Here is a 26,379-nt window from a genome sequence, read left to right as displayed (position 1 = left end):
AAAAGCATAAATAATAAATATAAAAACATGAAAAAACAATTGATCATAGGACTTATGGCTTTAGTAGCTGTTGAAGGTTTTTCGCAAGATGTGACTACCTTTTTCAACAAAGCCGATGCTTTTTTTAAAGCCAATGTATCTAACGGACTTGTAGCTTACTCAAAAATCCATGGCAATCAAGATGAACTTACAAGTATTTTAAAGATAGCTAAAGGTATTTTAGTTTCAAAGGACGATGCTGATGTTTACCAAGCTTTTTGGATTAATGCTTATAATTTATCGGTTATAAGAGGAATTGTTGATAATTATCCAACAAATTCGCCGCTAGATAATGCTGGTTTTTTTGATAAAACGACATATAGTTTAGCAGGTAAACAAATAACCTTAAATGATATTGAACATAAATTATTAAGAGGGCAGTTTAAAGACGCACGTTTTCATTTTGTATTGGTTTGTGGAGCTATAGGGTGTCCGCCATTAATAAATAAAGCTTACTTGCCTAAAACATTAAACGCGCAATTAGAAACACAAACAAAAATAGCCTTAAACGGTTCTTTTTTAAGAGTGAATACTAAAAAGAAACGTGTTCAAGTTTCACAAATCATGGAATGGTATAAAGAAGATTTTACCATGAACGGCACAAAAGAAATTGATTTTATAAACACCTACAGAACCGAAAAATTAGAAGGTAAATACAAATTAAGCTACTTTCCTTATGATTGGAAAGTTAACAAGCAATAATAACCAAAAACGAATAATAACAAATCAAAATAGGAATAATGAAAAAAATAATCGCAATATTAGTACTAACAATAATATCATATTCTGGGTATTCTCAGGAAGATTTAGAAGAAAACCAAGGAAGTGTTATACAAACCTACACACCTTCAAAACTATTAAAGAAAGGCCAATGGGATATTAAGTTTTTTAATAGTATTTATACACAAACAGAACAGACAAATTCAAGAAGTGAATCTCAAAAAATAGCAAGACAAAACTTTTTCACCAATACTACCGAAATTTTTACAGGTGTAAGTGATAATGCTAGAGTAAATGTTGGTTTAATTTTTCAAATACGTTCTAACACATTAGGCGGACAATCTGTTTTTGATGTTTTTAGTTTTGAAGATAATGGTAATGATAGAAGGTCTGGTTTAACAACTTTAGCGCCTTCTATTAGAGTGCAACCATTTAAAAATATTAGTAATTTTTCATTTACAAGTTCATTTTATATTCCAATTTTTAAAGATGAAGTAGACTCAAACCAAAGTGATAATATATTCTCGTATTTAGATTTAAGAAGCTATGCTTGGGAGACTAAATTTTTCTATGATAAAACTTTTGGAGCTAATAAATGGCAGTTGTTTACAGAGGCTGATTTTAAATTTAATTTTGGCGAAAAAGGATCAGATGCTAGTGCAGATGAAAATACAAGCGAGCGATTTGCTAATAACAGCTTAGGGCTCCCTTTAAGTGTTTTTTTAAGTTATTTCCCGTCAACAAAATCTACAGTATTTATAAATACGCAACAGGCTTTTTTACTTGATTTAGGAAATGACTTTGCACAAAACTCTACAGCATTTGGTTTTGGAGGTAAATACCAGTTAACCGATGTGTTAAATGTGGAAGCGTCTTTTAATAAGATTGTAAGAGGAAACAATTTTCAAGGATTAGGACAAACCTTTAGCTTAGGTTTAAGAGCGTTATTTTAATGAATAATAGTAAATTAGGAGTTTAAAATATGTTATGAAAAAGTTTAAGCTCCTCATTGTTATATTAACTCTAAGTATTCAGTCTTGTAGTACGCAAACCAATAAGATTAATGGCGTGAGTTTTGTCGCTTCCAATGAGGTGGTTAATGAGAGTCATACCAATCCCGTAGTGAGTGTTAATGCTAATTATGCTGCAGTTATGCCTTTTGGGTTTGTGAAAAATTTAGATGCCCCAGAACTGGTTTTTAATACAACTAGACAATGGTTTGGAGAAACCAAAGCTGGTGCAAAACAATATATTCAAGAGCTTAAAAAAAAGGGTATTAAAATTATGCTAAAACCACAAATTTGGGTTTGGCGTGGTGAGTTTACAGGATTTATAGACATGCAAAATGAAGCCGATTGGAAAACCTTTGAAGATTCATATTCAAAATTTATTTTGGAATATGCTCAATTAGCTCAAGATTTAAAAGTAGATATATTTTGTATTGGAACAGAATTGGAGAAATTTATAGATAACAGACCAGCATATTGGTTTACATTAATAAAAAATATAAAAGTTAGCTACAAAGGCAAACTAACCTATGCCGCAAATTGGGATGAGTTTAAAAGAACACCCTTTTGGGATAAACTAGATTTTATAGGCGTAGATGCTTATTTTCCAGTAAGCCATAGTAAAACACCAACAGTTCAAGAATGTTTAGAAGCATGGAAGGCTCATAAACAAGTCGTTAATTCAATCTCGGAAAAGCATGATAAACCTATTTTATTTACAGAGTATGGTTATAGAAGTGTTGATTACTCCGGAAAAGAACCTTGGAAAAGTGATAGAAGCATGAATCAAATAAACATGGAGGCCCAAACCAATACAACCCAAGCCTTATTTGAAACGTTTTGGAAAGAGGATTGGTTTGCTGGTGGTTTTATTTGGAAATGGTTTCATAATCATGAAAACGTAGGAGGTGAAAACAATTCCAGATTTACACCACAAAACAAACCCGTAGAAGCTTTAGTAAGAAAGCAATATCGTTTGAAATGAAAAAGATAAGATACATCATTATGTATTTTTTTGTCCTCATGTCTTGTTCGGAAGACAACGATGATATGTTACAAACTTTAGCAACTTATATAGAAGGAAACACTTTTGAAACAGGTGCTGTTATTGCTTGTGCTGCTAGTGATAAAAATTCTGGAGATATCCTGACTTTTTATTATCTAGAAGAAGGTGCAACAGACATTCGATATTACGAAACAAATAATGACCAAGTTGATAGTAACATTTTTTTAAATTACACAAGGGTTTTACAGAATAGCACCCCTTTTTTTAATGGATATTTAGGAATGTTTACGCAAAGTAGTGCTAATGAGAAGTGGATTATTATCACTTTTAAGTTAGATGGCGAAATTAAAATATCAAACCCAATTCGGACCAAACAATTCTATAAACCTACTGTTTGGAATGATGAGGTTGCAATTAATCAACAAGCACCTGGAATGCCAAATTTTGTATGGATAGACAATCCCGTTGGCGATAATGCGATATACTTTCAAGTCGTTTCAGATGAAAATAATAATCTATTGTCAGGAACCTATACTTTTGAAAATCAATTTCAATATTACAACACCAATAACGTTGTATTAAATATAACTACTGAGGCTCCTCCAAACTTGATTTTGAACGAAAATTATAATTTTACATTAATGGATGTAAGTAAAGATAATTGGGTAAATTGGGTGATTCAAAAACTATTTATTTCCGAATGAAAAAGTTAGTACCCTTTCTTGTATTGTTTAGTTTTATGGTCTCAAGTATTTGTGCTCAAGAGTATACCGTACATGATTTGAAAATTCAAGGAAATAAAAAAATAAAAGCGTCCTTTATAAAAAGTATCTCTACCATTGCTTCAGGAAGTGTTTTGGATTCAACAGTTATCGAACAAGATATTATACGCTTAAAACGTTTGCCATCGGTATCGCATGTATATTATCAAGTGTTTCACTCAGAAGGGAATCAATATAATGTGTTTTATAATGTAGAAGAAAATTTTACGCTCATTCCATCCGCAAATATTTATACCACTAACGATGATGAATTTGCATACCGTTTAGGACTTTATGAGTTTAACCTGTTAGGAAGAAATATAACGTTTGGTGGTTTTTACCAAAAAGATATTTATAGCAGTTATGCGCTGAATTTTAGAGCCCCTTATTTGTTTTCCAAAAAATTTGGGCTTGCCGTTAACCATCAAGATTTAACTACACAAGAACCTGTTTTTTTTGATAATACTTCATCAGATTATAAGTATAATAATAAATCGTTTGAGGTCTTAGGTTTGTATGAGTTTAATTTTAAAAATAGACTTGAATTAGGTTTGAATTATTTTGTTGAAGATTATGAATATAAATTCGGTGCTACAAACCCAAACGTTCCACAAGAATTAAATGTTCATAAATGGTTATTAAAAGGGATTTATGAATATAATAACTTAGACTATTATTATCAGTATATTTCAGGGTTTAGAAGTCAATTTAATTTTCAGTATGTAACATCTACAGATGCTATGTTGCCTAGTTTTTTTATAGGGTGGAACGATTTTTTTCTGTTTAAGCGTGTGGGCGATAAAGGGAATTGGGCAAATAGATTGCGCTTAGGTTTGTCTACAAATGATAATACACCATTCGCACCTTTTTCAGTCGATAATAATTTAAATGTTCGTGGGGTAGGTAATACCATAGATAGGGGCACTGGTGTGGTTGTTTTGAATACAGAATACAGACATACACTTTATGAAAAAGGATGGTTTGCTTTACAAGGTAATGCCTTTGTAGATGCGGGTACTTGGCGAAATCCAGGAGGCGATTTTAGCGATTTCGGGAAAATGGATAACGTTAAAATACATCCAGGCTTAGGACTTCGCTTTATACATAAAAAAATATACAATGCCATTTTTAGAATCGATTATGGCTATGGAGTCACAAAAGACACAACCAATGGTTTTGTATTTGGAATTGGACAATATTTTTAAAATAGTCCTATTCCAATATTATAATTAAATCTTCTGAGTTTACCATGCCTCCGGTTTTTAATACAATTTTCTTGACTGTAGCATCTGTATTTGCTGTAATGGTTGTTTCCATTTTCATAGCTTCAATAATAAATAAAGGTTGGTTTTTAACCACTTTATCGCCTCGTTTCACTAAAATGGTAGATAGCATGCCTTGTAAAGGCGCACCTATTTGATTATCATGCGCTTTATCAGCCTTTACATTTTCAACCTTATCAATTTTAATAGACGTATCCTTGATTTCCACACTTCTTCCTTGCCCATTTACTTTAAAATATACGGTAACCATACCATCTCTATTGGCTTTACCAATGGAATCTAATGTTACAAGAAGTGTTTTTCCTTTGTCTAAGTTTATTATAATCTCTTCACCTATTTCCATACCATAAAAGAAATTCTTGGTCGGCAAATTCATGAGGTTATCATACTTTAAATGCAGGTTAAAAGCATCGGTAAATACTTTAGGATAGAGCTGATAAGACAGAAAGTCCGTATAATCTATTTTTCTACTTAAATCGTGCTCAAAGATTTTTTTAAAAGCGTCATATTCTTTATCAATGTCTATGGGCTGCATATGTGCATTTGGTCGATCCGTATATGGTTTCTGATCCTTTAAAACCAGCTTTTGAAGCTTTTTAGGGAAACCACCAACAGGTTGTCCTAATTCCCCTTTAAACAGGTCCATTACAGATTGCGGGAAAGAAATGGTTTCTCCGTGCTCAATAACATCTTGTATGCTTAAGTTGTTACTTACTAAATATTGTGCCATATCTCCAACCACTTTAGAGCTTGGGGTTACTTTAACAATATCTCCAAAAAGTGTATTTACCTCGCCGTACATTTTTGTGATTTCATGAAAACGGTCTTCCAATCCTAAGGCTTGCGCTTGTGGTTTTAAATTGGAATACTGTCCTCCAGGAATTTCATGCTTAAAGACCTCGCCAGAACCTGCTTTTAAACCAGATTCAAAAGGATAATAATATTCGCGAACAGCTTCCCAGTAATTTGAATAGTCATTTAAGGAATCAATATTAATTGTACTGGCCCTATCTTGAAATTTTAACATTTCTACAACCGAGTTAAAATTAGGTTGCGAAGTCAATCCGGATAATCCACCAAGTGCTACATCGACCACATCAACACCAGCTTCAATAGCTTTTATGTAAGTTGCCGATTGGATGGATGAGGTGTCATGGGTATGTAAATGTATTGGAATGTTTAATTCAGATTTTAATGCCGAAATAAGTTCATAAGCGGCATAGGGTTTTAGTAAACCAGCCATGTCTTTTACGCCTAAAATATGAGCGCCAGCACCTTCAATTTCTTTTGCAAGGTTTATGTAATATTTTAAATTGTATTTTGTGTTTTCAGGATTTAAAATATCATTAGTGTAACATATAGAGCCTTCTGCTAAACCTCCAGTTCGTGTACGCACATGTTCAATACATGGACCTAAAGATTTCATCCAGTTAAGTGAATCGAAAATCCTAAAGATATCAACGCCGTTTTCCCAAGACTGTTCAACAAACTCACCAATTACATTGTCTGAATACGCTTTGTAGCCCACACCATTTGAGCCTCTTATAAGCATTTGTAAGAGTAGATTGGGCATGGCTTTACGCAACAATCTTAATCTTTCCCATGGGTTTTCTTGAAGGAAGCGTAAGCAAACATCAAAGGTGGCGCCGCCCCAAACTTCCATGCTGAAAATATCAGGATGGTTTTTTGCATAGCCTTCAGCTACTTTTAGCATATCGTAAGTACGCATGCGTGTTGCTAATAAACTTTGGTGAGCATCGCGCATGGTGGTATCTGTAAAATGAACTTTTTTTTCATTGATTAGCCATTGCGAAAATTTTTCTGGACCTAATTTAGTCAGTAAATCTTTAGTGCCCTCCTCATATTCAGCATTGGCATCAAACTTTGGTACTTTAGGCAAAACAAATGTTTTGGAAGGGTCTACCTTTTTTACGTCAGGATTCCCGTTTACAATAACATCACCTAAATAAGTAATCAGCTTTGTAGCTCGATTTCTAGGAGCTTTAAAAACGAATAAACTGGGATTAGCTTTAATGAAATTAACAGTTGCTTTACCTTGTCTAAAAGTGTCATGCTGCAAAATATTATCAAGAAAACGCATATTAGTTTTCACACCTCGAATTCTAAATTCTGCTAATGCTCGGCGTATTTTTCTGCTGGCACCATCAAGTGTTCGGCTATTAGCCGTTACTTTTACTAACATGGAATCAAAAAATGGTGAAATTTTTGCTCCTTGATATATACTACCAGCATCTAAACGAATTCCAAAACCAGAAGCACTTCTGTAAGCTGAAACCGTTCCGTAATCGGGTTTAAAATCATTCTGAGGATCTTCTGTTGTTATTCTACATTGTAGTGCATAACCGTTTATTTTTATAGAATCTTGACTGCCAATTTTAATCTGTTCATCTGAAAGTTTGTAGCCACCAGCAATAAACAATTGGGCTTTTATTAAATCTATATTAGTAATAACTTCGGTAACGGTATGTTCCACTTGAACTCTCGGGTTTACCTCGATGAAATAGATAGAATTATCATCATCCACTAAAAATTCAACCGTACCAATATTATTATAATTTACAGCTTTACATATTTTAATAGCATAATCATATAAAGCTTGTTTTGTATCTTCTTTTAAGCCAAAAGACGGTGCAAATTCAATTACTTTTTGGTAGCGCCTTTGTACAGAACAGTCCCTTTCAAATAAATGAACAGTATTACCATAGCTATCGGCAACAATTTGAATTTCTATATGTTTTGGGTTTTCTACAAACTTTTCAAGAAATACCGTATCATCACCAAAGGCATTTAATGCCTCGCGTTTACTCTCATTAAAAGCTTTCTTTAACTCGTCTTCTTTTCTAATAACGCGCATGCCTCTGCCACCACCACCAGAAGCAGCTTTAAGCATAATGGGATACCCGATTTTTTTAGCTTCGTCAATAGCTACATCAATAGTTTTTAGAGGTTTTTCGTTACTTCTAATAATAGGGATAGTATTAGCCATAGCCACTTGTTTAGCAGTAATTTTATCGCCTAAAGCTTTTAAAACGGACACTTTTGGACCAATAAAAATAATGCCATTATCTTCACATGCTTGAGCAAAATTGGCATTTTCGGATAAGAATCCATAGCCTGGATGAATAGCATTCACACCATTTTCAATAGCTACTTTTATAATGGCATTAATATTCAAATAAGGTTTTAAAGGCTCATGGTCTTCACCTATTTGATAAGATTCATCTGCTTTGTATCTGTGTAATGAGTAGCGGTCTTCAAAAGTATAAACACCAACGGTTTTTACGTTAATCTCTGTGCAAGCTCTAAATATTCTAATAGCAATTTCACCTCGATTAGCGATAAGTACTTTTTTGATTTTCAATGTGATGGTTTTTAGTGGCTTAAAATAAAATTTCAACTAAATATACTTAAAGTCTGCTTATATCTAGTTGCTCTAATAGTGAAAAATGCTAAAAACAAAAATCTTTTAATCTAAATTTAATGTGTTATGTATATTAATCTTAAAATGAATCTGTTAGTTTTGTCAAAATTTTTGATATGAGAACTTTAGCAATAGGTGATATACATGGCGGTTTAAAAGCATTAATCCAGCTATTAAATAAAATGGAAGTAAAAGATGAAGATACCTTGATTTTTGTAGGCGATTATGTGGATGGTTGGAGTGAATCTGCTCAAGTTATTCAGTTTTTAATTGAACTTTCAGAAAACATTCATTGTGTTTTTATTAAAGGAAATCATGATGTTTGGTGTGAAGCATGGCTAAAGAGCGGTGATGTAAATCCAACATGGTATATGCATGGTGGAAAGGAAACCATAGAAAGTTATGAGGGGTTTTCTGAAGCCGATAAAAAGCGACATTTAGAATGTCTTGAAAATATGCCTTTGTATTATTTAGATGATGAAAATCGATTGTTTCTTCATGCAGGATTTACATCAATGCACGGTGTCAATAAAGAGGTTTTTGAAACCACATTTTATTTTGATAGAACACTTTGGGAAATGGCTTTAACTATGGATAAACGTATTGAGAAAGATTCAGCAATATACCCAAATAGATTAAAGCATTATAAAGAAATTTATATCGGGCATACACCAACCACCAATTTTAATTCTGATGTACCCATGCATGCTGTAAACGTTTGGAATATTGATACTGGTGCGGCGTTTAAAGGAAGATTGTCAGGTCTAGATGTAAATACAAAGCAAGTGTTTCAAAGTGATAATTTGCCTGTTTTATATCCAAATGAAAAGGGTAGGAATAAGGATTAATCTGCTAAGAAATCTTCTTTTTATAATAGCTATAAAGTTCATCGGCATCAGCCCCAAACCATCTTTTTATATAGATTATCCAATAATGGTATTGTAATTTCCAAATACCATGTTTTTTATATAATCTAGCTGACGTATGGATTTTTTTATTGATGACTACAAATTGTTTTCTAGCGAATAATTCATTTATTAAAATGTTGTCTTCATAAATCGTATAGCGTTCATCATAACCACCAATATCGTTAAATAATTTTCTGGTTATAAACTGACTTTGATCCCCGCCTCTGCAAGCACGCCAACTGAATTTGGTGAGCCAGCTTGCTAAGCGCAACCACCAATGGGTACTGTTAAATTGCATTCTAAAACAACCAGCTGTATTTCCTTTTTTAACTTCGTTTATAATATATTGGTCAAAATTTTTAGGCGGTAAAGAATCCGTGTGCAGAAAATATAGGATATTGCCATTGCTGGCTTTTTCAGCTAAATTCATTTGTTTAGCCCGCCCTTTTTTTGAGTTTATAAGTTTTATTTGAGTTTTAAGTGTTTGCTTAGGTGCGGGTTTAAAATCTAAAAACGTATGGTCTATATAATGATACGCTTCTTTACGCATTTTACTATTAAAATTAACAAATGCTTGAACAATATCTTGGCTTTCATCTTTGCTGCCACCATCAACAACAATAATTTCAGATACATTTTTTGATGAAGCATTTGCTAGTAAATGCTCGAGCAATTTACCAATATAGGCTTCTTCATTTAAAATAGGAATTATGATTGATATTTGATGTTTCATAATGTATTGGGGCCTAAAAGATTTGATGGTGTTACTCATTCAAATCCCAATTATAGTCTCTGAAACGCTTTTTTGCGCTATCTGAAATTTTTATATCTGAATACTGATTTAAAAAGTCGATTAAAGAGCCTTCTTGTATAAAATCTTTGGCAAACCATTGAAATATTTTGGACAATTCTAAACTATTTTCAGAAATAGAGTTTCTTTCAGAATCACTTAAAAAACCTTTAGTGGCATGAGTAAGTTGTGTTTCGATATTTGAAGCTGTAAAGGCTTCGTTTTGCAGTTTAGGACAAGAAAAAGAGGCGCAAACAATAGCGAAATGAATACGAGGTTCATCCATTTGTCGTAAAATATCGTGTTCAATTTCATTTAAATTATACCATTTGTTACCTAATTTCCAAAAGCGTTGATCCCAAGGTTTTTTAATATCCTTGATGCTTTTTATGGGGTAATGGCGTGTGATTAAATCTACGGTCATAGCATTATAAGCATTTATCCAATACGCTAGCTTGTCTTCTTTTGACCAGATTTTATTTGGTAAGTTTTCGCTTAACAATAAGATGTATTTTTGTAAGTCGTTCCTATTCGCTTTGAATGCTTTGTAATTTACATGGCCTTTATTTGATACGTGTTTTTGAAGTAATTCATGCCATAAAATATGGTTAAATGCTTCTGTTTCTACAGTTTCAGAGGCAATAGAAGGTACTTGGACTTCTGGCTTATTGTTTTCTGCAGTTATAATTTCAGGATTATCCTTAACCGTTTTAGTTTGTATAATTACAGAATCATTAGTTTTACCTTTAGAAGTTTCTTTTGGAGCTGTTTGGGTAATATGTTTAGTGCCAGAACAAGATACTGTTAAAATAAGGAGTACAAGTAATTGTAGGTGTTTCATTTATAGCTTAAATTTCTATTTGCTAGATTTTCGTTTTCTTGAAAATGTTGGATACAGTTCTTGGGTTATAAAATCTTTAGGAAAAGATTCATCATCAGTAAAGCCAAGTTCAATATCTCTTCCACTATGCGGGATATAATTTGTTTTAAAAATATAATCCCAAAAGCTTAACGTTAGTCCATAATTAACACCAAACCTTACATGACTTGGTAATGCTTTGGCATGATGCCAAATATGCATCTTTGGATTATTAAAAATGTATTTTAAAATGCCATAGTCCCAACCTAGATTGGCATGGTTTAAATGACCGATGGCAATGGTGAAAAAATAAACAATAGCTACATCTTTAGCATTGTAATTTCCTATAATAGCTATTGGGATATATAGTAATGACTTGTATATTACAGGCTCCATCCAATGATAGCGCAAATGGGCTGCAAACCCCATTTCTTTTACAGAATGGTGTACTTTGTGGAAGTTCCAAAGAAAAGGAACGCGATGCAATAATCTATGGGTGTTCCATTGAACAAAATCTGAAACGATAAAAAATACAAACAGCCCAAGCCATTTTGGTAAATCATCGACATCAAAAATTTGAAAGCTAGTTAAGGACAGCCCAATGGATTCAAGTATGTCATTGAAAAACTGTGCTGCTGTGTTTGATAACGCTATTAAAATAATAAGGTTAAGCAAGAAGAAATTGAAGAACATATAAAACGTATCCAGCCAAAAATCTTTTCTAAAAATGGATTGGTTTTTTCGCCACGGAAATAGGACCTCAAGTATCCAAACAGCAAGGGAAATTACAATTAAACCATAAAAATAATTATCCCAATGGTTTTGGAAAAGAACCTCGTTTTTAAGATAATTCCAATATCCAGAATAGGAGTTTTTTATGATCTCTAAATATTTTTCCAAGTTTTAATTGTGTTTACAATAGTCGTACTATCTTTTATTTAAGTTATACATTATACCAGTAAAAATATACTGAAAATCCTAAAACTTATAAGCTCGCAATTAACTGTTTAAATAAAACAATCATATCGGGTTCTGCTTTTACAGCACTAGCTATAATATCTGCAATATCTACTGGTTTTAAGTTGTCAGGGTCGCATTCATCAGTTAAAACAGATATTGCAGCTACTTTTAAACTTAAATGATTTGCGACAATAATTTCCGGTACGGTACTCATACCAACGGCATCTGCGCCTATTGTTTTGAGCATACGGTATTCGGCTCGAGTTTCTAATTGCGGCCCAACAACACTAGCATAAACACCTTCATGCAATATGATATTGTTTGCCTTTGCGATTTTTTTGAATGTTGAATTTATTTCAGAATTATATGGAGCGCTCATATCTGTAAAACGTTCTCCTAAAAGCTCTACACCTTTAAAAGCTAATGGTGAACTGCCTTGAAGATTTATATGGTCATCAATGAGCATAAGCTCGCCTTTTTTGAAGTTTAAATTTATAGCACCAGCTGCATTGGAAACGAGTAAGGTTTTAATTCCTAACTTTTCCATAATGCGTACAGGGTAAGTTACATCTTGGAGCGTGTAACCTTCATATAAATGGAATCGACCTTGCATAACCACTACTTTTTTCCCAGCCAGTAAACCATAAATGAGTTTGCCTTTGTGAAATTCAACAGTTGCCGTTGGGAAATTGGGAATGTGGTTGTAACTAACTTCTTTTATGACATCAATTTCATTGATAAGTTGCCCTAATCCTGTACCAAGTATAATTCCTATTTCAGGAGTTTCAAAACCTTTATTTTGTAAATAGGAAACAGTTTCTTCTATATGTTTAATCATGTAATTGTTTGATTTTTTCTTGCAGTTTTATATTAGATTTATAAAATTCTGAAGTTACTAAATCTTCAAAAGTGTCTATGTCGTTTAAAGTTTTTAAGGTAGTAAATGTTATTTTGTTTTCCTGTAACTCATTTATGGTTTTTTCTAACAAACTCGTTTCACTCCAAGGCTTGTTATTAAAAATGAACTCATGCATTTTTGAAAGACCAATTAAATAATAACCACCATCTTCAGCAGGGCCAAAAACGGCTTCATTCTTTTTTAGTTTTTTTAAGCCTAAGTCAATATGGTCTGCAGTTATGTCCGGTAAATCTGAACCAATTAAAACAATACGTTCATAGCCATCTTCAAACCCTTTTTTGAAAGCGTTTTTCATACGCTCACCTAAGTCTATGCCTTTTTGTACTGTTTTATAGTCGTTTTGCCATTTTGTATTAACTATGGCATCAGAAAAGTAAATACGTTTATTTGCAGTTAGATTACTTGTAGCTTTTTCAGTAACCTGGACCAATTCACTATAAACATCAAATGCGCCTTGGTTTCCTATGGTTTTTGCAAGCCGAGTTTTTACTTTTCCTAGCTTTATGTTTTTTACAAAAACAATAACAAGTTCTTTATTCATATACTTTTATACCTTTTTTTAACCATTTGCTCCATTCTTTAGAAAACGTATGAATACTATCTGTTTCTATTTCTTTGGAATTGTAAACGGAAAAATTGTTGTTTTTCCATTCAAAAATACCACCAAATAAATTTTCAACATTCGTGTATCCTACTTTTTTTAGCTTGTTGGCAATCGTTTCCGAACGAATTCCTACTGAGCAATATACTACTATTTTTGAGCCTTTATTGGGTATTTTTTTTTGAATACTATCTATTTTAAAATAATCATAACCCACATGAATAGCATTTTTTAAGTGGCTGGTTTGGTATTCTTTTAGTTCTCTTGAATCTAAAATAAACACATCGTTTTTGGGTATTGCTAATTCTTGAACTGTTATATAAGGCACATTATTGTTATTGTGTTTTTTTAATAGCTTATCAATAGATTTTTGTGCCTGAATTGAAAGTGAAATAAAAGCACAAGTGAAAATTAATAGTTTTTTCATTTTTTGACATATTAAAACTTGAACGTGACCCCTAACAGCAACCGCCACCATCATAATGAAACGTAGATTCACTAAAATAGATGTCATCTCTGCCTAAACTTTGAAGTGCTGCTGCAGTCTTATCACAGATGGCTAACGGCTGATTTTTTAATAAAACATGACCTGCTTTATCATCAAAATAATCGGCGTCTCCATAATAAATGGCCGCTTTTCCGGTAAAAATACAAGGGCCGTCATCAGGCATTGGGTCTTTAATGGCAGCAACTTCAATAGACTCTATATAGATTAATTCATCCGTTGGATAATTTTTAGGGTCCAAAACTCGGTAAGGTTTACGCGCCCTAATTTCAATAGTACCAAAACCAGCATCGGTTAAGGCTTTTATGTACTCAGCTATAGGAAGGCTACCGCTCAAACATAATGCTCTTAAACGCTCATCGTTTCGCAATTCATTATTCATGGGCTGTTCGCAAGTTGGGTCGCTCATAACCAAGCGGCCATGTGGTTTTAAAACACGATACATTTCTTTAATGGCTTTCTTTAAATCGTCAGCCTTAAAAATATTAAACAAACAATTTTGTGCTGCTACATCTATACTGTTATCTTCAACAGGAAGATGCATAGCATCACCTTTTTTAAGATCTACAAATTCACTTTTAAACCAACTGTTTTGTTCTTCAGCAATTTTAAAGTTTTGTCTAGAAGCTTCAAGCATTTCATCAACAACATCCACACCAATAACACCGCCTTTTTGACGATTGAAATAAGAAAATTGCAATAGTTCCATACCGCCTCCAACACCAACATATAGCATTTTTGGGTTATTGGATAAATCTCTTGCATGTACGGTGCTTCCACAGCCATAATTCATTTCTTGCATTATTTTAGGAATTTTTAACCCTGGTAATTCCCAAATCGGATTTGTTGTACAGCATAGACCTACATCTGGTGTTAAGGCCGCTTCTTTATATACATCGTGTGTTGTTTCTAAATAACTCATAGTTTACTTGTGTTTTATATTGGGTACAAAAACCCGAAAATCTTTATTAATAATGGTTTTCATTTCTTTATTTGATTAAAGAAATGCTATTTTAAAGCGTAAGTGTTTGAAATTTTAAAAAGTGACAGGTGACCCTTTGTTGAAATGCGAATCTTGAATTGAAATAGTAATAAGAGACGGTGAAGTGCAAATAACATTTTTTTCTACTGAAATAAAACGATGTAGAACTTGCTTTATATGATTTGAAATATTTCGGAAACTATCAATAACGATATTAATATCTGAAAGCTGATCAATATCTGAAAGTAATTCTAAGTACGATAAATTAATATCTTGTGATATCACTAATCTTGAAATACTCCGATATAATCTGGATGTTTGCCAAGGGAATTTTAGAAAAGTTTCAATATTGAAGTAGGATTGCTTTAATCCCATTAAATAAAATCCACCATCCTTTGATGGCCCTAAAACAATATCATTTTGCTGTAATTGGTAAACGGCTTTTAAAATATGTTTGCTTTGTAAATGTGGAGTGTCATTTCCAATAGTGATCACATTTTTAAACCCTTTATTGTAAACCCATTGTATGGCATTGGTAAATCGTTCGCCAAATGTTGCACCTATTTGGTTTTTTTCCGAAGATAAAAAGTAGGGTAGGCCTGTTTGCTCTACAATTTTTAAGGTTTTAGTGTTAAGCGCCTCAAACAATAACTCAGAAGATTGAAACGGTTTTTGAACAGCATCAAATTCTGCTGAATTGGCAAATATTAATATGGCAGTTTCGTTATTCATATAAACATTCCACGAAAATGAAAATTTCATTCTTTCTTTTTACTCAAAAATCCCTGTTTACAAAGGAATTATGCAACAACACCTTGGCAGCTACTTCCTGCGCCAGCAGTACAACCATAACAATGCTGTGAAATGACAATGTTTCGTCCTTCTAATAATGCTTCGTTGTATTCTGAAATATGCTTGACTTTACTATTTACAGGTAATTCTAGCATTTGATTAAAATCGCAGTCAAATAAATAACCATCCCAGCTTATGGATAAGGTATTGGTACACATTACATTTTTTACAGCAGCAGGGTTATAAGCTTCAACAAGCGCATACATATAATCTTCGTAATTTTCTGAAGCAATTAAATAATCTAAGAATCTTGAAATAGGTAAATTTGTAATGGCAAATAGGTTATGAAACTGAATATCAAAATCTTCTTTTAAAGCTTTTTTGAAATCTTTTTCCATGGACGCTTGGTCGCCAGGCAAAAAGGCTCCCGATGGATTATAAACTAAATCTAAACGTAAACTGCTATCGGGCATACCGTAACCCACAGCATTTAATTCTTGTAAGGCTTTTATCGATTTATCAAAAACACCATCACCACGTTGTTTATCTGTTTTTCCACGGGTCCAATGTGGCATAGAGCTCACCACATGCACATTATGCTTTTTAAAAAATTCTGGTAAGTCGTAATATTTTTTATTGGCTCTAATGATGGTTAAGTTTGAGCGCACTATAAAATCTTTGATACCTACTTTAGCAGCTTCTTCTACAAACCATCTAAAGTCAGGGTTCATTTCCGGAGCGCCGCCTGTTAAGTCTAATGTGTGGGCACCTGAGTTTTTAATGACTTCTAAACATTGTTGCATGGTATCTCTCGTCATGATTTCCTTTCGGTCAGGACCGGCATCTACATGGCAATGTTCACAAACTTGATTACACATATAGCCCACATTAATTTGTAAGATTTCAAGTTTTTTTGCTTTAAGTGGAAATTGATTGGTTTCGGAGATTTTATTTTTAAAGGTTGGCAATTCTCCATTTTGAAAAATACCGTTCGATAAAATTTCTAATTGTCTGTTGCTATTTGCTAAATCGCTTTCGCGTTTATGTAGGGACTTTGTGGCCATAAATTTATTTAAGAAATACAAATTTTCGATTTACGAATAGCTCTAAAATCTAAATTCGTAAAACGTTTTACATCTCTAATTTATTTACTTTATTCATCATTTGTACACCATGTACCAAAGTTGCACCACTTTTTATAGCTGCTCCAACATGTATGGCTTCCATCATCTCTTCTTTAGTAACACCTCGTTGCAAACCATCTTTAGTGTAAGCATCAATACAATAAGGGCATTGTTCTGTATGCGCGACAGCTAAAGCAATTAAAGATTTTTCTCTTGCGGTAAGGGCGCCTTCTTCAAAAACTTTTCCGTAGTACTCGAAAAATTTATCGCCTAATTCTTGGTTCCATTCACTTATTTTTCCAAACTTTCTTAAATCAGCTGGATCATAATATGTTTTTTGCATAAAATTATTTTTTTCTAAAGATAGAAATCTAATTTGTTAAGTCGATAGATTTAAGATAACTTAACAAAAATCGCCAAATAATATTTTAAAATATTATTTGGCGATTTTTTAAAAATATAATAATCCTTTATAGTAAAAATTATATTATTCCTTAATCAAACTTCTAGAAATCACTATTTTTTGTATTTCTGAAGTGCCTTCGTATATCTGTGTGATTTTAGCATCACGCATAAGGCGTTCCACATGATATTCTTTAACAAAACCATTACCACCATGTATTTGAACGGCTTCAACAGTATGTTCCATGGCTACCTTACTGGCGTATAATTTTGCCATGGCACTGGATTTGTCGTAGTTATTGCCTTGATCTTTATCCCAAGCAGCTTTCATAACCAGCATTCTGGCAGCTTCAATGTCTGTGTACATATCTGCTAATTTAAAAGCAATAGCTTGATGGTTGCAAATTTCGGTGCCGAAAGCTTTACGTTCTTTAGAATATTTTAAAGCCAACTCATAAGCTCCAGAAGCTATGCCCAAAGCTTGTGATGCAATGCCAATACGACCACCCGATAGTGTTTTCATGGCAAATCTAAATCCAGAACCGTTAACGCCAATTCTATTTTCTTTAGGAACTTTTACATCATTGAATTGAAGGGTATGCGTATCGCTTCCACGAATTCCGAGCTTGTCTTCTTTAGGTCCAATATCAAACCCTTTTGTGCCTTTTTCGACAATAAAAGCGTTGATGCCATGCGAACCTTTATCTCTGTCTGTTTGTGCAATAACAATATAGACATCGGCACGTCCACCGCTAGTAATCCAGTTTTTTGTACCGTTAATAATATAATGATCACCTTTATCAATAGCGGTTGTTCTTTGCGATGTTGCATCACTGCCAGCCTCAGGTTCACTTAGGCAAAAGGCACCAATAAATTCGCCAGTAGCCAATTTGGTTAAATACTTTTGTTTTTGGTCTTCATTTCCATAAGCTTCTAGTCCATAGCAAACCAGAGAATTGTTTACAGAAACAATTACAGATGCCGAAGCATCAATTTTTGATAACTCTTCCATGATAAGAACATAAGAAACTGCATCCATGCCACTTCCGCCGTATTTGGGGTCTACCATAATACCTAAAAAACCTAAATCCCCCATTTTTTTTACAAGTTCTTGGGGAAATTCCTGTTTGTTATCACGTTCAATAACACCCGGAAGTAATTCGGTTTGAGCAAAATCACGAGCTGCATCTCGTATCATAATATGTTCTTCTGAAAGGCTGAAATTCATAATTCGTAATTAAAATGTTGTTTTAATAAAAAATATTTACAAATATAGCTTTTTAGTGTGAATTCTTAAAAATTAAGTCTTAATTTTGCTCATACTTTTCTTTTATTTATTTGCTTAAGATTGTTATTTTTACTTTTTATGGCAAAATCGAAGTACAGTGTTATTGGGGTCATGTCCGGAACATCTTTAGATGGTATAGATTTGGTATACGCTACGTTTTTGTTTAAGAAAGTGTGGCATTTTGAAATTATTGTAGCTGAAACTATTGAATATAACTACCAATGGCGTCAAATTCTTAAAGATTTAATTCTGTCTTCTTCTGAAGAATTAGTTCAAATAGATGAAAAATACTCCATTTACTTATCTAATATCATTAATAATTTTATTCAAAAAAATAACATTCAGCGTATTGATGCTATTTGTTCTCATGGGCACACAGCATTACACCAACCAGAACATAAGTTAACCTATCAAATAGGGAATCTGCAAGAAATGTCAAGTTTGCTAAAAAGAAAAGTGGTTTGCGATTTTAGAGTTCAAGATGTTGAACTCGGGGGGCAAGGAGCGCCTCTTGTTCCGATAGGCGATAAATTATTGTTTCCACAATACGATTTTTGTTTGAATTTAGGCGGGTTTGCTAATATTTCTACAGAAGAAAAGAATAGCCGAATTGCCTATGATGTTTGTCCAGTAAACATTGTGTTAAATCATTATATAAAAAAATTGGGTTTTGATTATGATGACGGTGGACGTATGGCTTCAAAAGGGAATTTAAATAATGAATTGTTACAGGAGCTAAATGCCTTAGGTTTTTATCAAAAAAAGTATCCTAAATCATTGGGTTTAGAATGGGTTAACAGAAATATTTTCCCTTTAATTGATGGGTTTCAATTAGAAATAAAAGATATTTTAACAACTTTTGTTGAGCATATTGCCATTCAAATTGCTTCAGAAATTAATAAAAAAAGTAAGGCTACAGTTTTAATTACAGGCGGAGGTGTTTATAATAAGTTTCTTGTAAATAAACTAAAAACACATTCAAAACATACCATTGTAATTCCCTTAGATGCTATTGTTGAGTTTAAAGAAGCACTAATTTTTGGGTTTTTAGGTGTGTTGAAATTACGTAACGAGGTTAACTGTCTGAAAAGTGTTACGGGAGCTTCAAAAGACCACAGTTCGGGTAGAATATTTCTTCCTTAAAAATATTGAAAAATTAATCTTAAAGGATTTATAGTTTTTTATATTTGTTATATTAATAATTTAATTTCTTTTTTATGAATCAGTTATAGCTATACCTAAATCTAACTCCGGAAAGTTTAAGTAAAAGTTACATATGAATCAATTTAAAAGAATAAATGAAAGAATTATTAAAAAAATACGAAAACAAAGAACCCGAAATTGTTTTTAATTGGAAAGATTCTGAATCAGAGGCAGAAGGTTGGGTTGTTATAAACTCATTACGTGGCGGTGCTGCAGGGGGAGGAACGAGAATGCGTAAAGGACTTGATATGAATGAAGTTTTATCTTTAGCAAAAACCATGGAGATTAAATTTACAGTCTCTGGTCCTGCCATTGGCGGCGCTAAATCTGGAATTAATTTTGACCCTAAAGATTCTCGAAAAAAAGGTGTATTAGAACGTTGGTATGCGGCCGTTTCTCCATTGCTTAAAAGTTATTATGGCACTGGTGGTGATATGAATGTAGATGAAATACATGAGGTAATTCCCATTACCGAAGCGAGTGGTGTTTGGCATCCACAAGAAGGTGTTTTTAACGGTCATTTTAAGCCAACAGAAGCTGATAAAATAAATAGAATTGGTCAATTACGACATGGCGTTATTAAGGTTATTGAAAACCCAAAGTACACACCTAGTGTTTCAAAAAAGTATACCGTTGCAGATATGATTACAGGTTTTGGTGTTGCCGAAGCTGTAAAACAGTATTATAATACTTATGGTGGTTCCGTTAAAGGAAAACGAGCTATCGTACAAGGATTTGGTAATGTAGGCGGAGCTGCAGCGTTTTACTTATCGCAGATGGGTGCTAAAGTGGTTGGTATTATTGATATTGCAGGTGGATTGATTAATGAAGATGGTTTTACTTTTGATGAGATAACCGCATTATTCTTAGCAAAAACTGGAAACACATTAGAGGCCGATAATTTAATTCCCTTTGAAGAAATAAATAAAAAAATATGGTCGTTAGAAACGGAAATTTTTGCGCCCTGTGCAGCATCACGTTTAATTACTATTCATCAAATAGATGAAATGATAGATAGTGGCTTAGAAGTTATATCTTGTGGCGCTAATGTGCCTTTTGCAGATAAAGAGATTTTCTTTGGACCTATTATGGAACATACCGATTATCGTGTAAGCCTAATACCAGATTTTATTTCAAATTGTGGAATGGCAAGAGTTTTTGCGTATTTTATGGAACGTAAAGTCCAAATGACCGACGAAGCTATTTTTAACGATACATCAGATAGAATTAGAGAAGCTATAGAAAAAGTTTACAATAAAAATAAATCAAAAACGGGAATTAGTGCTACCGCATTCGAAATTGCACTAAATCAACTAATCTAACTAATAAAACTTATGGAAGCAGCAATTATCTTAGTGTTTGTAATGGGCTATTTGGCCATTACTTTAGAACATAGTATAAAAATTGATAAATTAATACCCGCACTGGTCATGATGGCTATCTGTTGGGCATTAATAGCACTAGGTATTGAAACCTTCCCACAATGGTTTGATTCAGCAAACCATTCACTAATGGAAGGTTTTGGAAGTTTAGCTTCCGAAGAAAAGATGCATTTAATGGAAGAAACATTATTGCATCATTTAGGTAAAACTTCAGAAATTTTAGTGTTCCTTTTAGGGGCTATGACTATTGTTGAAATTATTGATTATTTTGATGGATTTGCAACGATTAAAGGGTTTATCAAAACAAAAAAGAAAAGTAAAATATTATGGATATTCGCCATATTGGCATTTATTTTATCGGCTATAATTGATAATCTTACTGCCACTATTGTACTTGTATCCATACTTCAGAAAATAGTAAAAGATAGAAATGTACGTATATGGTATGCGGGTTTAATTATTATAGCTGCAAATGCCGGTGGTGCTTGGTCTCCGATAGGTGATGTAACGACGACTATGCTTTGGATTGGCAAAAAAGTAACTACTGGACATTTAATGGGTTATTTACTGTTGCCTTCATTTTTATGTATGGCAGTACCAACATTTATCGCATCGTTTTTACCTGCATTTCAAGGTGATTTAGATGTTGAAGATGTTCAAGAAAAAAGTAAATCGAAATTTGGTAGCACAATGCTTTACTTAGGATTAGGAGCTATTGTGTTTGTTCCAATATTTAAGGTGATAACCCATTTGCCACCTTATGTTGGTATGATGTTGTCTTTAGGTGTTGTAGCTATTTTTGCTGAAATTTATAGTAGCTCAAAGTTTAGTATGACCGAACATGGTTCGGAAGAAAGTGATGCTCATGCCATGCATAGTCCAGTACATTATTCATTATCTAAAATAGAGCTGCCAAGTATTTTGTTTTTCTTAGGAATTTTAATGGCGGTTGCGGCATTAGAATCTTTAGGTATCTTATTTAATTTTGCAGGTTCGCTTCAAGACACTATGCCTATGTTAGGAACAGAACTACATCAAGGTTCTCATGAAGGTGTCTCAGATTTAGTTGTATTATTGTTAGGTGTAGGCTCTGCAGTTATTGATAATGTACCTTTAGTAGCAGCTAGTTTAGGGATGTTCCATGAGCCTATAGACAATGAACTTTGGCATTTTATAGCGTATTCTGCCGGAACAGGTGGTAGTATGTTAATTATTGGTTCTGCAGCAGGTGTTGTTGCTATGGGAATGGAAAAAATTGATTTCTTTTGGTATTTAAAAAAGATAGCTTGGTTGGCTTTAGTTGGTTTCTTAGTAGGTGCAGTAGCATTTATGTTTACTAGAACTTGGTTTTAGGAAATAAAATAAATATGCGGCATGCAAATTGATTAGTACTATACTTTAATAGAAAAACAGGCGTTATACAGTTGCAATAAATTTAATATTATATGCTTAATATATTAATACAAAACACTCAGGATGGTACAGAAGTACTTACCGATGGTGAATCTGTTGAAAAAACAATTTCAATAATAGAATTAATAAGTAGTGGAGGTGCAGCGGGTCAAGTTATTATAGCGGTTCTGTTTTTATTGTTAGTAGGGGCCATTTATATTTATTTTGAACGCATATTTGCAATAAAAGCGGCATCGCAAGTAGATGCTAATTTTATGAATCAAATTAAAGACCATGTTAGTCATGGTAAAATTGATTCGGCACAAATGCTTTGTGCTCAGGTTAATTCCCCAGTATCAAGGTTGATAGGTAAAGGGATTTCCAGAATAGGAAAACCGCTAGCAGATATTAATACGGCTATTGAAAATGCTGGACGTTTAGAGATTTACGGATTAGAAAAAAACGTGAGTATTCTTGCAACCATTTCTGGAGCAGCTCCAATGATCGGATTTCTAGGTACAGTAATAGGAATGATTTTAGCCATATTTGAACTAGCTAATGCAGGTGGTACTATAGAAATGGACGTTTTAGCTGGAGGCCTATATACAGCAATGACAACAACCGTAGCTGGTTTAATAGTTGGTATTGTGGCTTATATGGCGTACAATCACTTAGTTGTTAAAACAGATAAAGTTGTGTATCAAATGGAAGCCAATTCATTAGAGTTTTTAGATCATTTAAACGAACCTACTTAATTATGAACTTCAGAGGAAGAAATAAGGTTACACCAGAATTCAATATGTCGTCCATGACAGATATTGTATTTCTACTCCTTATCTTTTTTATGATTGCTTCTACATTGGTTACCACCAATGCTATTGATATCCTATTACCAAAAGCAAGTGGGAAAACAGAAAATAAAAAATCGGTAGCGGTTAGTATTAAAAAAGATTTGACTTATTATATAGACCAAAAACGAGTAGGTGTAAGTGTTTTGGAAAACGAACTATTAGCAGCGTTGGCTTCACAAGAAAAACCAACTATTGTTTTAAGAGCCGAAAAATCTGTACCCGTTGAAAATGTTGTAAAGGTCATGGATATAGCTAATAGAAATAAGTTCAAGGTTATTTTAGCAGTAAAGCCTAAATAGGATTAATGAAGTACTTTAAAACCAAACATGAAAAGAATTCAGCAAAATTAACAGCCTTAATAGCTGTAATCTTATTGTTGTTGTTATTCGTGGTTGGTACTACTTATATGGATCCACCAGAAGAGTATGGCGTTGCTGTAAATTTTGGTAATTCAGATTTTGGAAAAGGCCGTGTACAGCCTTTAAATCCAGTAAAGTCAGAGCCTAGAAAGATTGAAGAACCACCACAACCAGATGTTTCAAAATCTGAACCCATAAAAGCTTCTGAAACTAAAGAGGAAGTCTTAACGCAGGAAGATTTAGAGTCTATAGCTATTAAAAAAGAAAAAGAGGCTGAAGCGAAAGCAAAAGCCATAGCAGAAGCCAAAGCAAAAGCAGAAGCCGATAGAATAGCTAAAGAAAAACGCGAACAAGAAGAAAAAAAGAAAAAACTAGATGCTTTAATAGGCGGTGTAAGCAAATCTGAAGGTAGCGAAACTGGTAGTGAAGGCAACGATAATAGGTCGGGTGACAAAGGGCAATTAGATGGAAACCCATATGCGCCAAGCTATTTTGGTGGACAAGGCACAGGTAGTGGAGGTGTAGGTTATGGCTTGAATGGTAGAGGAAAAGCTTCTTTTAAAAGGCTGAAACAAGACTGTAATGAGTCAGGAATGGTTATCGTTAAGATTATTGTAAATCAAAGCGGGAATGTTATTTCAGCAGAACCAGGTCAAAGAGGTACAACAAATACAGCGGGGTGTTTATCAGAGCCAGCAAAGAAAATAGCCATGTCTCATAAATGGCCATCAGACCCTAAGGCGCCATCTCGCCAAATAGGTTTTGTTAGTGTTAATTTCAAATTAAGTCAATAACATAATGACGTATCAAGATACGCTCAATTGGATGTTTTCTCAACTCCCAATGTATCAAAGGCAAGGTAATTCTGCTTACAAAGTCGATTTAAGTAATACCTGTTTACTTATAAAACATTTAAAAAACCCGCATCATCATTTTAAATCCATTCATGTTGCTGGAACAAATGGAAAAGGATCTACGAGTCATATGCTAGCATCGATTCTTCAGGAAACGGGATATAAAGTAGGTTTATATACATCGCCACATTTAAAAGACTTTAGAGAGCGTATTAAAATCAACGGAAAAGAAGTTAGTAAACAATTTGTTATTGGTTTTATAAAACGAAATAAAGCTTTTTTTGAAGCCAACCAATTATCCTTTTTTGAGATGACAGTAGGCATGGCATTTGAATATTTTTCAAAACAAAATATAGATATAGCTGTGGTTGAGGTTGGCTTAGGCGGGCGATTAGATTCAACAAATATTATTACTCCAGAAGTTTCAGTAATTACTAATATAGGATTAGATCATACACAGTTTTTAGGTCATACTTTAAAAGCTATTGCTTTTGAAAAAGGTGGTATAATCAAACCAAATATTCCGGTGGTTATTGGCGAAACTCAAAAAGAAACAGTACCAGTTTTTAAAGCCTTAGCAAAAACAAATAAGTCTAAGTTGGTTTTTGCAGATAAAGAAATAACTGAAATAAATTATACATCTGATTTACAAGGAAGTTATCAAACTAAAAATATTAAAACAGCTATTCAGACGGTTAAAGAGCTTCAGCAAAAAGGCTATAAAATATCAGAGAAAAACATAAAACAAGGGTTGTTGAACGTTGTGAAAAATACAGGTTTATTAGGGCGTTGGCAAGTTTTGAATATAAATCCTAAAATAGTTTGCGATACAGGTCATAACAAGGAGGGTCTGACCTACGTCATTAATCAACTTTCCAATGAAACTTATAAAGCGTTGCATATTGTTTTTGGTGTTGTAAATGATAAAGATTTAGATGTTCTTGTAGATTTAATGCCAAAGCAAGCCACATATTACTTTTGTAAACCTAATATTCCAAGAGGCTTAGAAGCTTTGAAATTGAAAGAAAAGTTTATTCAACATAATTTTGAAGGAGAAGCTTACAGGTCAGTAAATGAAGCCTATAAATCAGCCATAAATAATGCAAATACAAATGATTTAATATTCATTGGAGGGAGTACATTTGTAGTAGCTGAAATAATTTAAATTTTTATTGAAAAAGTTTTTGCAATATTAAAAACTAGGTTATATTTGCAGTCCAATTTAGAGGGCGACTAGCTCAGTTGGTTCAGAGCACTTGGTTTACACCCAAGGGGTCAGGGGTTCGAATCCCTTGTCGCCCACATCAAGGACAATTCCGATTTGATTTTTCAAATCGGAATTTTTGTTTTTGGAAAATATTGAGTTTACTCAGAATGATTTCTAAAAACAAAAATTTTAAGTTGTGCTATAGCACAACGGAATTGTATTTGCAGTAGCAGTTTCGTTAAGGGATATATAATCCCTTGTCGCCCAAATCATAATAAATCCTGATAAATTTATCAGGATTTATTATTTTGAACAATTTGTTATGGAATTCTACACTTACATTCTGTATTCAGAAACTTTATTTTTTGTTGGAGTATAGCGATTTGCATAGCTGCAGTTGGTCCGTTTAGGGCAATTGACAGCTGCTATGCTTGTGTTCTTTCTTATTAGTTCTTTTAAATCTTTCAAGAATTTTTCATTTCTTCGTTCTTCAGCCCATTCAATTGGACTGTTCTATCTATTATCTTCCTTCAAGTGATTTGCACCATTTTTTAGTAAAATTCTGATTATATCCATTCTTGGTTGAATAAATTTATTCTCAGTATCGAAGACATAAATTGCTTCTTCAAATGCTGTATCAATAGCCAGATGTAATGGAGTTTGTACAAATTCATCAGTTATATTTAGATCTATCCGACTTTTAATTAAACTTTCAAGAAGTGGTTTGTCGCTATGTTCAATTG

General features: G+C 33.2%; 26 protein-coding genes and 1 tRNA gene. 14 read left to right on the top strand and 13 right to left on the bottom strand.

All coding sequences use genetic code 11. The features are described 5' to 3' along the window. Positions 1-27 precede the first annotated feature (27 nt). From ABD941_RS05155 to ABD941_RS05135, 5 genes are read left to right on the top strand one after another with little or no spacing between them, the layout of a single operon-like run. Positions 28-741, top strand: coding sequence for a DUF547 domain-containing protein (locus ABD941_RS05155; RefSeq protein WP_345272962.1), 714 nt, complete (start codon positions 28-30; stop codon positions 739-741). A gap of 38 nt (positions 742-779) precedes the next feature. After that, a complete protein-coding gene (locus ABD941_RS05150; RefSeq protein ID WP_345272961.1) occupies positions 780-1,712 on the top strand; it encodes a hypothetical protein in 933 nt (310 codons plus the stop codon). Positions 1,713-1,746: 34 nt separating this feature from the next. Next, positions 1,747-2,751, top strand: coding sequence for a glycoside hydrolase family 113 (locus ABD941_RS05145; RefSeq protein WP_345272960.1), 1,005 nt, complete (start codon positions 1,747-1,749; stop codon positions 2,749-2,751). Beyond that, on the top strand, positions 2,748-3,476 hold the full coding sequence (locus ABD941_RS05140) for a hypothetical protein (RefSeq protein ID WP_345272959.1): 729 nt from the start codon (positions 2,748-2,750) through the stop codon (positions 3,474-3,476). Before ABD941_RS05145 ends, ABD941_RS05140 begins: the two co-directional genes overlap by 4 nt. Next, on the top strand, positions 3,473-4,738 hold the full coding sequence (locus ABD941_RS05135) for a POTRA domain-containing protein (protein WP_345272958.1): 1,266 nt from the start codon (positions 3,473-3,475) through the stop codon (positions 4,736-4,738). The genes ABD941_RS05140 and ABD941_RS05135 overlap by 4 nt, the downstream gene beginning before the upstream one ends. Positions 4,739-4,745: 7 nt before the next feature. On the opposite strand, the gene ABD941_RS05130 is transcribed toward ABD941_RS05135, so the two are convergent. Further along, positions 4,746-8,198 (bottom strand): pyruvate carboxylase, encoded by a 3,453-nt coding sequence (locus ABD941_RS05130; RefSeq protein WP_345272957.1) that lies wholly within the window; start codon positions 8,196-8,198, stop codon positions 4,746-4,748. Between the two features lie 176 nt (positions 8,199-8,374). Between ABD941_RS05130 and ABD941_RS05125 the strand changes: the two genes are divergently transcribed. Next, entirely contained in the window at positions 8,375-9,106 is a 732-nt protein-coding gene (locus ABD941_RS05125) for a metallophosphoesterase family protein (protein WP_345272956.1), read from the top strand. Between the two features lie 4 nt (positions 9,107-9,110). Here the strand turns inward: ABD941_RS05125 and ABD941_RS05120 are convergent, their stop codons facing one another. The 11 genes from ABD941_RS05120 to ABD941_RS05070 form a co-directional block, all read right to left on the bottom strand. Next, positions 9,111-9,938, bottom strand: coding sequence for a TIGR04283 family arsenosugar biosynthesis glycosyltransferase (locus ABD941_RS05120; protein ID WP_345272955.1), 828 nt, complete (start codon positions 9,936-9,938; stop codon positions 9,111-9,113). Next, positions 9,931-10,797: a DUF547 domain-containing protein gene (locus ABD941_RS05115; RefSeq protein WP_345272954.1), complete on the bottom strand. Its 867-nt coding sequence runs from the start codon at positions 10,795-10,797 to the stop codon at positions 9,931-9,933. Before ABD941_RS05115 ends, ABD941_RS05120 begins: the two co-directional genes overlap by 8 nt. A 15-nt stretch (positions 10,798-10,812) precedes the next feature. Beyond that, complete coding sequence (locus tag ABD941_RS05110; protein WP_345272953.1) at positions 10,813-11,715, bottom strand: sterol desaturase family protein; 903 nt, start codon at positions 11,713-11,715, stop codon at positions 10,813-10,815. A gap of 85 nt (positions 11,716-11,800) precedes the next feature. Next, on the bottom strand, positions 11,801-12,613 hold the full coding sequence (locus tag ABD941_RS05105; protein WP_345272952.1) for a purine-nucleoside phosphorylase: 813 nt from the start codon (positions 12,611-12,613) through the stop codon (positions 11,801-11,803). Next, positions 12,606-13,235 carry a TIGR04282 family arsenosugar biosynthesis glycosyltransferase gene (locus tag ABD941_RS05100; RefSeq protein WP_345272951.1) on the bottom strand — a complete coding sequence of 210 codons (630 nt, stop codon included), beginning with the start codon at positions 13,233-13,235 and terminating at the stop codon, positions 12,606-12,608. The genes ABD941_RS05105 and ABD941_RS05100 overlap by 8 nt, the downstream gene beginning before the upstream one ends. Further along, a complete protein-coding gene (locus ABD941_RS05095) occupies positions 13,228-13,722 on the bottom strand; it encodes a rhodanese-like domain-containing protein (RefSeq protein WP_345272950.1) in 495 nt (164 codons plus the stop codon). The genes ABD941_RS05100 and ABD941_RS05095 overlap by 8 nt, the downstream gene beginning before the upstream one ends. A gap of 31 nt (positions 13,723-13,753) precedes the next feature. After that, the gene (arsM, locus tag ABD941_RS05090) at positions 13,754-14,722 is read right to left on the bottom strand and encodes an arsenosugar biosynthesis arsenite methyltransferase ArsM (RefSeq protein WP_345272949.1); all 969 of its coding nucleotides are present in this window, start codon (positions 14,720-14,722) and stop codon (positions 13,754-13,756) included. Between the two features lie 114 nt (positions 14,723-14,836). After that, positions 14,837-15,544: a DUF2064 domain-containing protein gene (locus tag ABD941_RS05085; protein WP_345272948.1), complete on the bottom strand. Its 708-nt coding sequence runs from the start codon at positions 15,542-15,544 to the stop codon at positions 14,837-14,839. A 38-nt stretch (positions 15,545-15,582) separates the two neighbouring features. Then, positions 15,583-16,638, bottom strand: a complete 1,056-nt coding sequence (gene arsS / locus ABD941_RS05080) for an arsenosugar biosynthesis radical SAM (seleno)protein ArsS (RefSeq protein WP_345272947.1) — start codon at positions 16,636-16,638, stop codon at positions 15,583-15,585. A gap of 67 nt (positions 16,639-16,705) precedes the next feature. Beyond that, complete coding sequence (locus ABD941_RS05075; RefSeq protein ID WP_345272946.1) at positions 16,706-17,041, bottom strand: arsenosugar biosynthesis-associated peroxidase-like protein; 336 nt, start codon at positions 17,039-17,041, stop codon at positions 16,706-16,708. Between the two features lie 144 nt (positions 17,042-17,185). After that, positions 17,186-18,328, bottom strand: coding sequence for an acyl-CoA dehydrogenase (locus ABD941_RS05070; protein WP_345272945.1), 1,143 nt, complete (start codon positions 18,326-18,328; stop codon positions 17,186-17,188). Positions 18,329-18,466: 138 nt separating this feature from the next. On the opposite strand from ABD941_RS05070, the gene ABD941_RS05065 reads away from it, so the two are divergent. The 8 genes from ABD941_RS05065 to ABD941_RS05030 all read left to right on the top strand — a co-directional run bounded on the left by ABD941_RS05065 (position 18,467) and on the right by ABD941_RS05030 (position 25,731). Beyond that, positions 18,467-19,531, top strand: coding sequence for an anhydro-N-acetylmuramic acid kinase (locus tag ABD941_RS05065; RefSeq protein ID WP_345272944.1), 1,065 nt, complete (start codon positions 18,467-18,469; stop codon positions 19,529-19,531). A 155-nt stretch (positions 19,532-19,686) separates the two neighbouring features. After that, entirely contained in the window at positions 19,687-20,913 is a 1,227-nt protein-coding gene (locus ABD941_RS05060) for a Glu/Leu/Phe/Val dehydrogenase dimerization domain-containing protein (RefSeq protein ID WP_345272943.1), read from the top strand. 12 nt (positions 20,914-20,925) lie between these two features. Further along, positions 20,926-22,326, top strand: a complete 1,401-nt coding sequence (nhaD, locus tag ABD941_RS05055; protein WP_345272942.1) for a sodium:proton antiporter NhaD — start codon at positions 20,926-20,928, stop codon at positions 22,324-22,326. Between the two features lie 92 nt (positions 22,327-22,418). Further along, positions 22,419-23,120 (top strand): MotA/TolQ/ExbB proton channel family protein, encoded by a 702-nt coding sequence (locus ABD941_RS05050; RefSeq protein WP_345272941.1) that lies wholly within the window; start codon positions 22,419-22,421, stop codon positions 23,118-23,120. Between the two features lie 2 nt (positions 23,121-23,122). Continuing rightward, a complete protein-coding gene (locus ABD941_RS05045) occupies positions 23,123-23,515 on the top strand; it encodes an ExbD/TolR family protein (protein WP_345272940.1) in 393 nt (130 codons plus the stop codon). Positions 23,516-23,520: 5 nt separating this feature from the next. Further along, a complete protein-coding gene (locus tag ABD941_RS05040) occupies positions 23,521-24,369 on the top strand; it encodes an energy transducer TonB (protein WP_345272939.1) in 849 nt (282 codons plus the stop codon). A gap of 4 nt (positions 24,370-24,373) precedes the next feature. Beyond that, positions 24,374-25,594 carry a bifunctional folylpolyglutamate synthase/dihydrofolate synthase gene (locus ABD941_RS05035; protein WP_345272938.1) on the top strand — a complete coding sequence of 407 codons (1,221 nt, stop codon included), beginning with the start codon at positions 24,374-24,376 and terminating at the stop codon, positions 25,592-25,594. 62 nt (positions 25,595-25,656) lie between these two features. After that, positions 25,657-25,731 (top strand) — tRNA-Val (locus ABD941_RS05030). Between the two features lie 418 nt (positions 25,732-26,149). Here the strand turns inward: ABD941_RS05030 and ABD941_RS14640 are convergent. Beyond that, positions 26,150-26,377 (bottom strand): ankyrin repeat domain-containing protein, encoded by a 228-nt coding sequence (locus tag ABD941_RS14640; protein WP_425557098.1) that lies wholly within the window; start codon positions 26,375-26,377, stop codon positions 26,150-26,152. Positions 26,378-26,379 lie beyond the last annotated feature (2 nt).

Source organism: Flaviramulus aquimarinus, from assembly GCF_039543205.1.
In the GTDB taxonomy this organism is placed as follows: Bacteria; Bacteroidota; Bacteroidia; order Flavobacteriales; family Flavobacteriaceae; genus Flaviramulus_B; species Flaviramulus_B aquimarinus.
The sequence above is the reverse complement of the archived record's forward strand: the minus strand, read 5'-3'. Positions and strand labels throughout refer to the sequence as shown.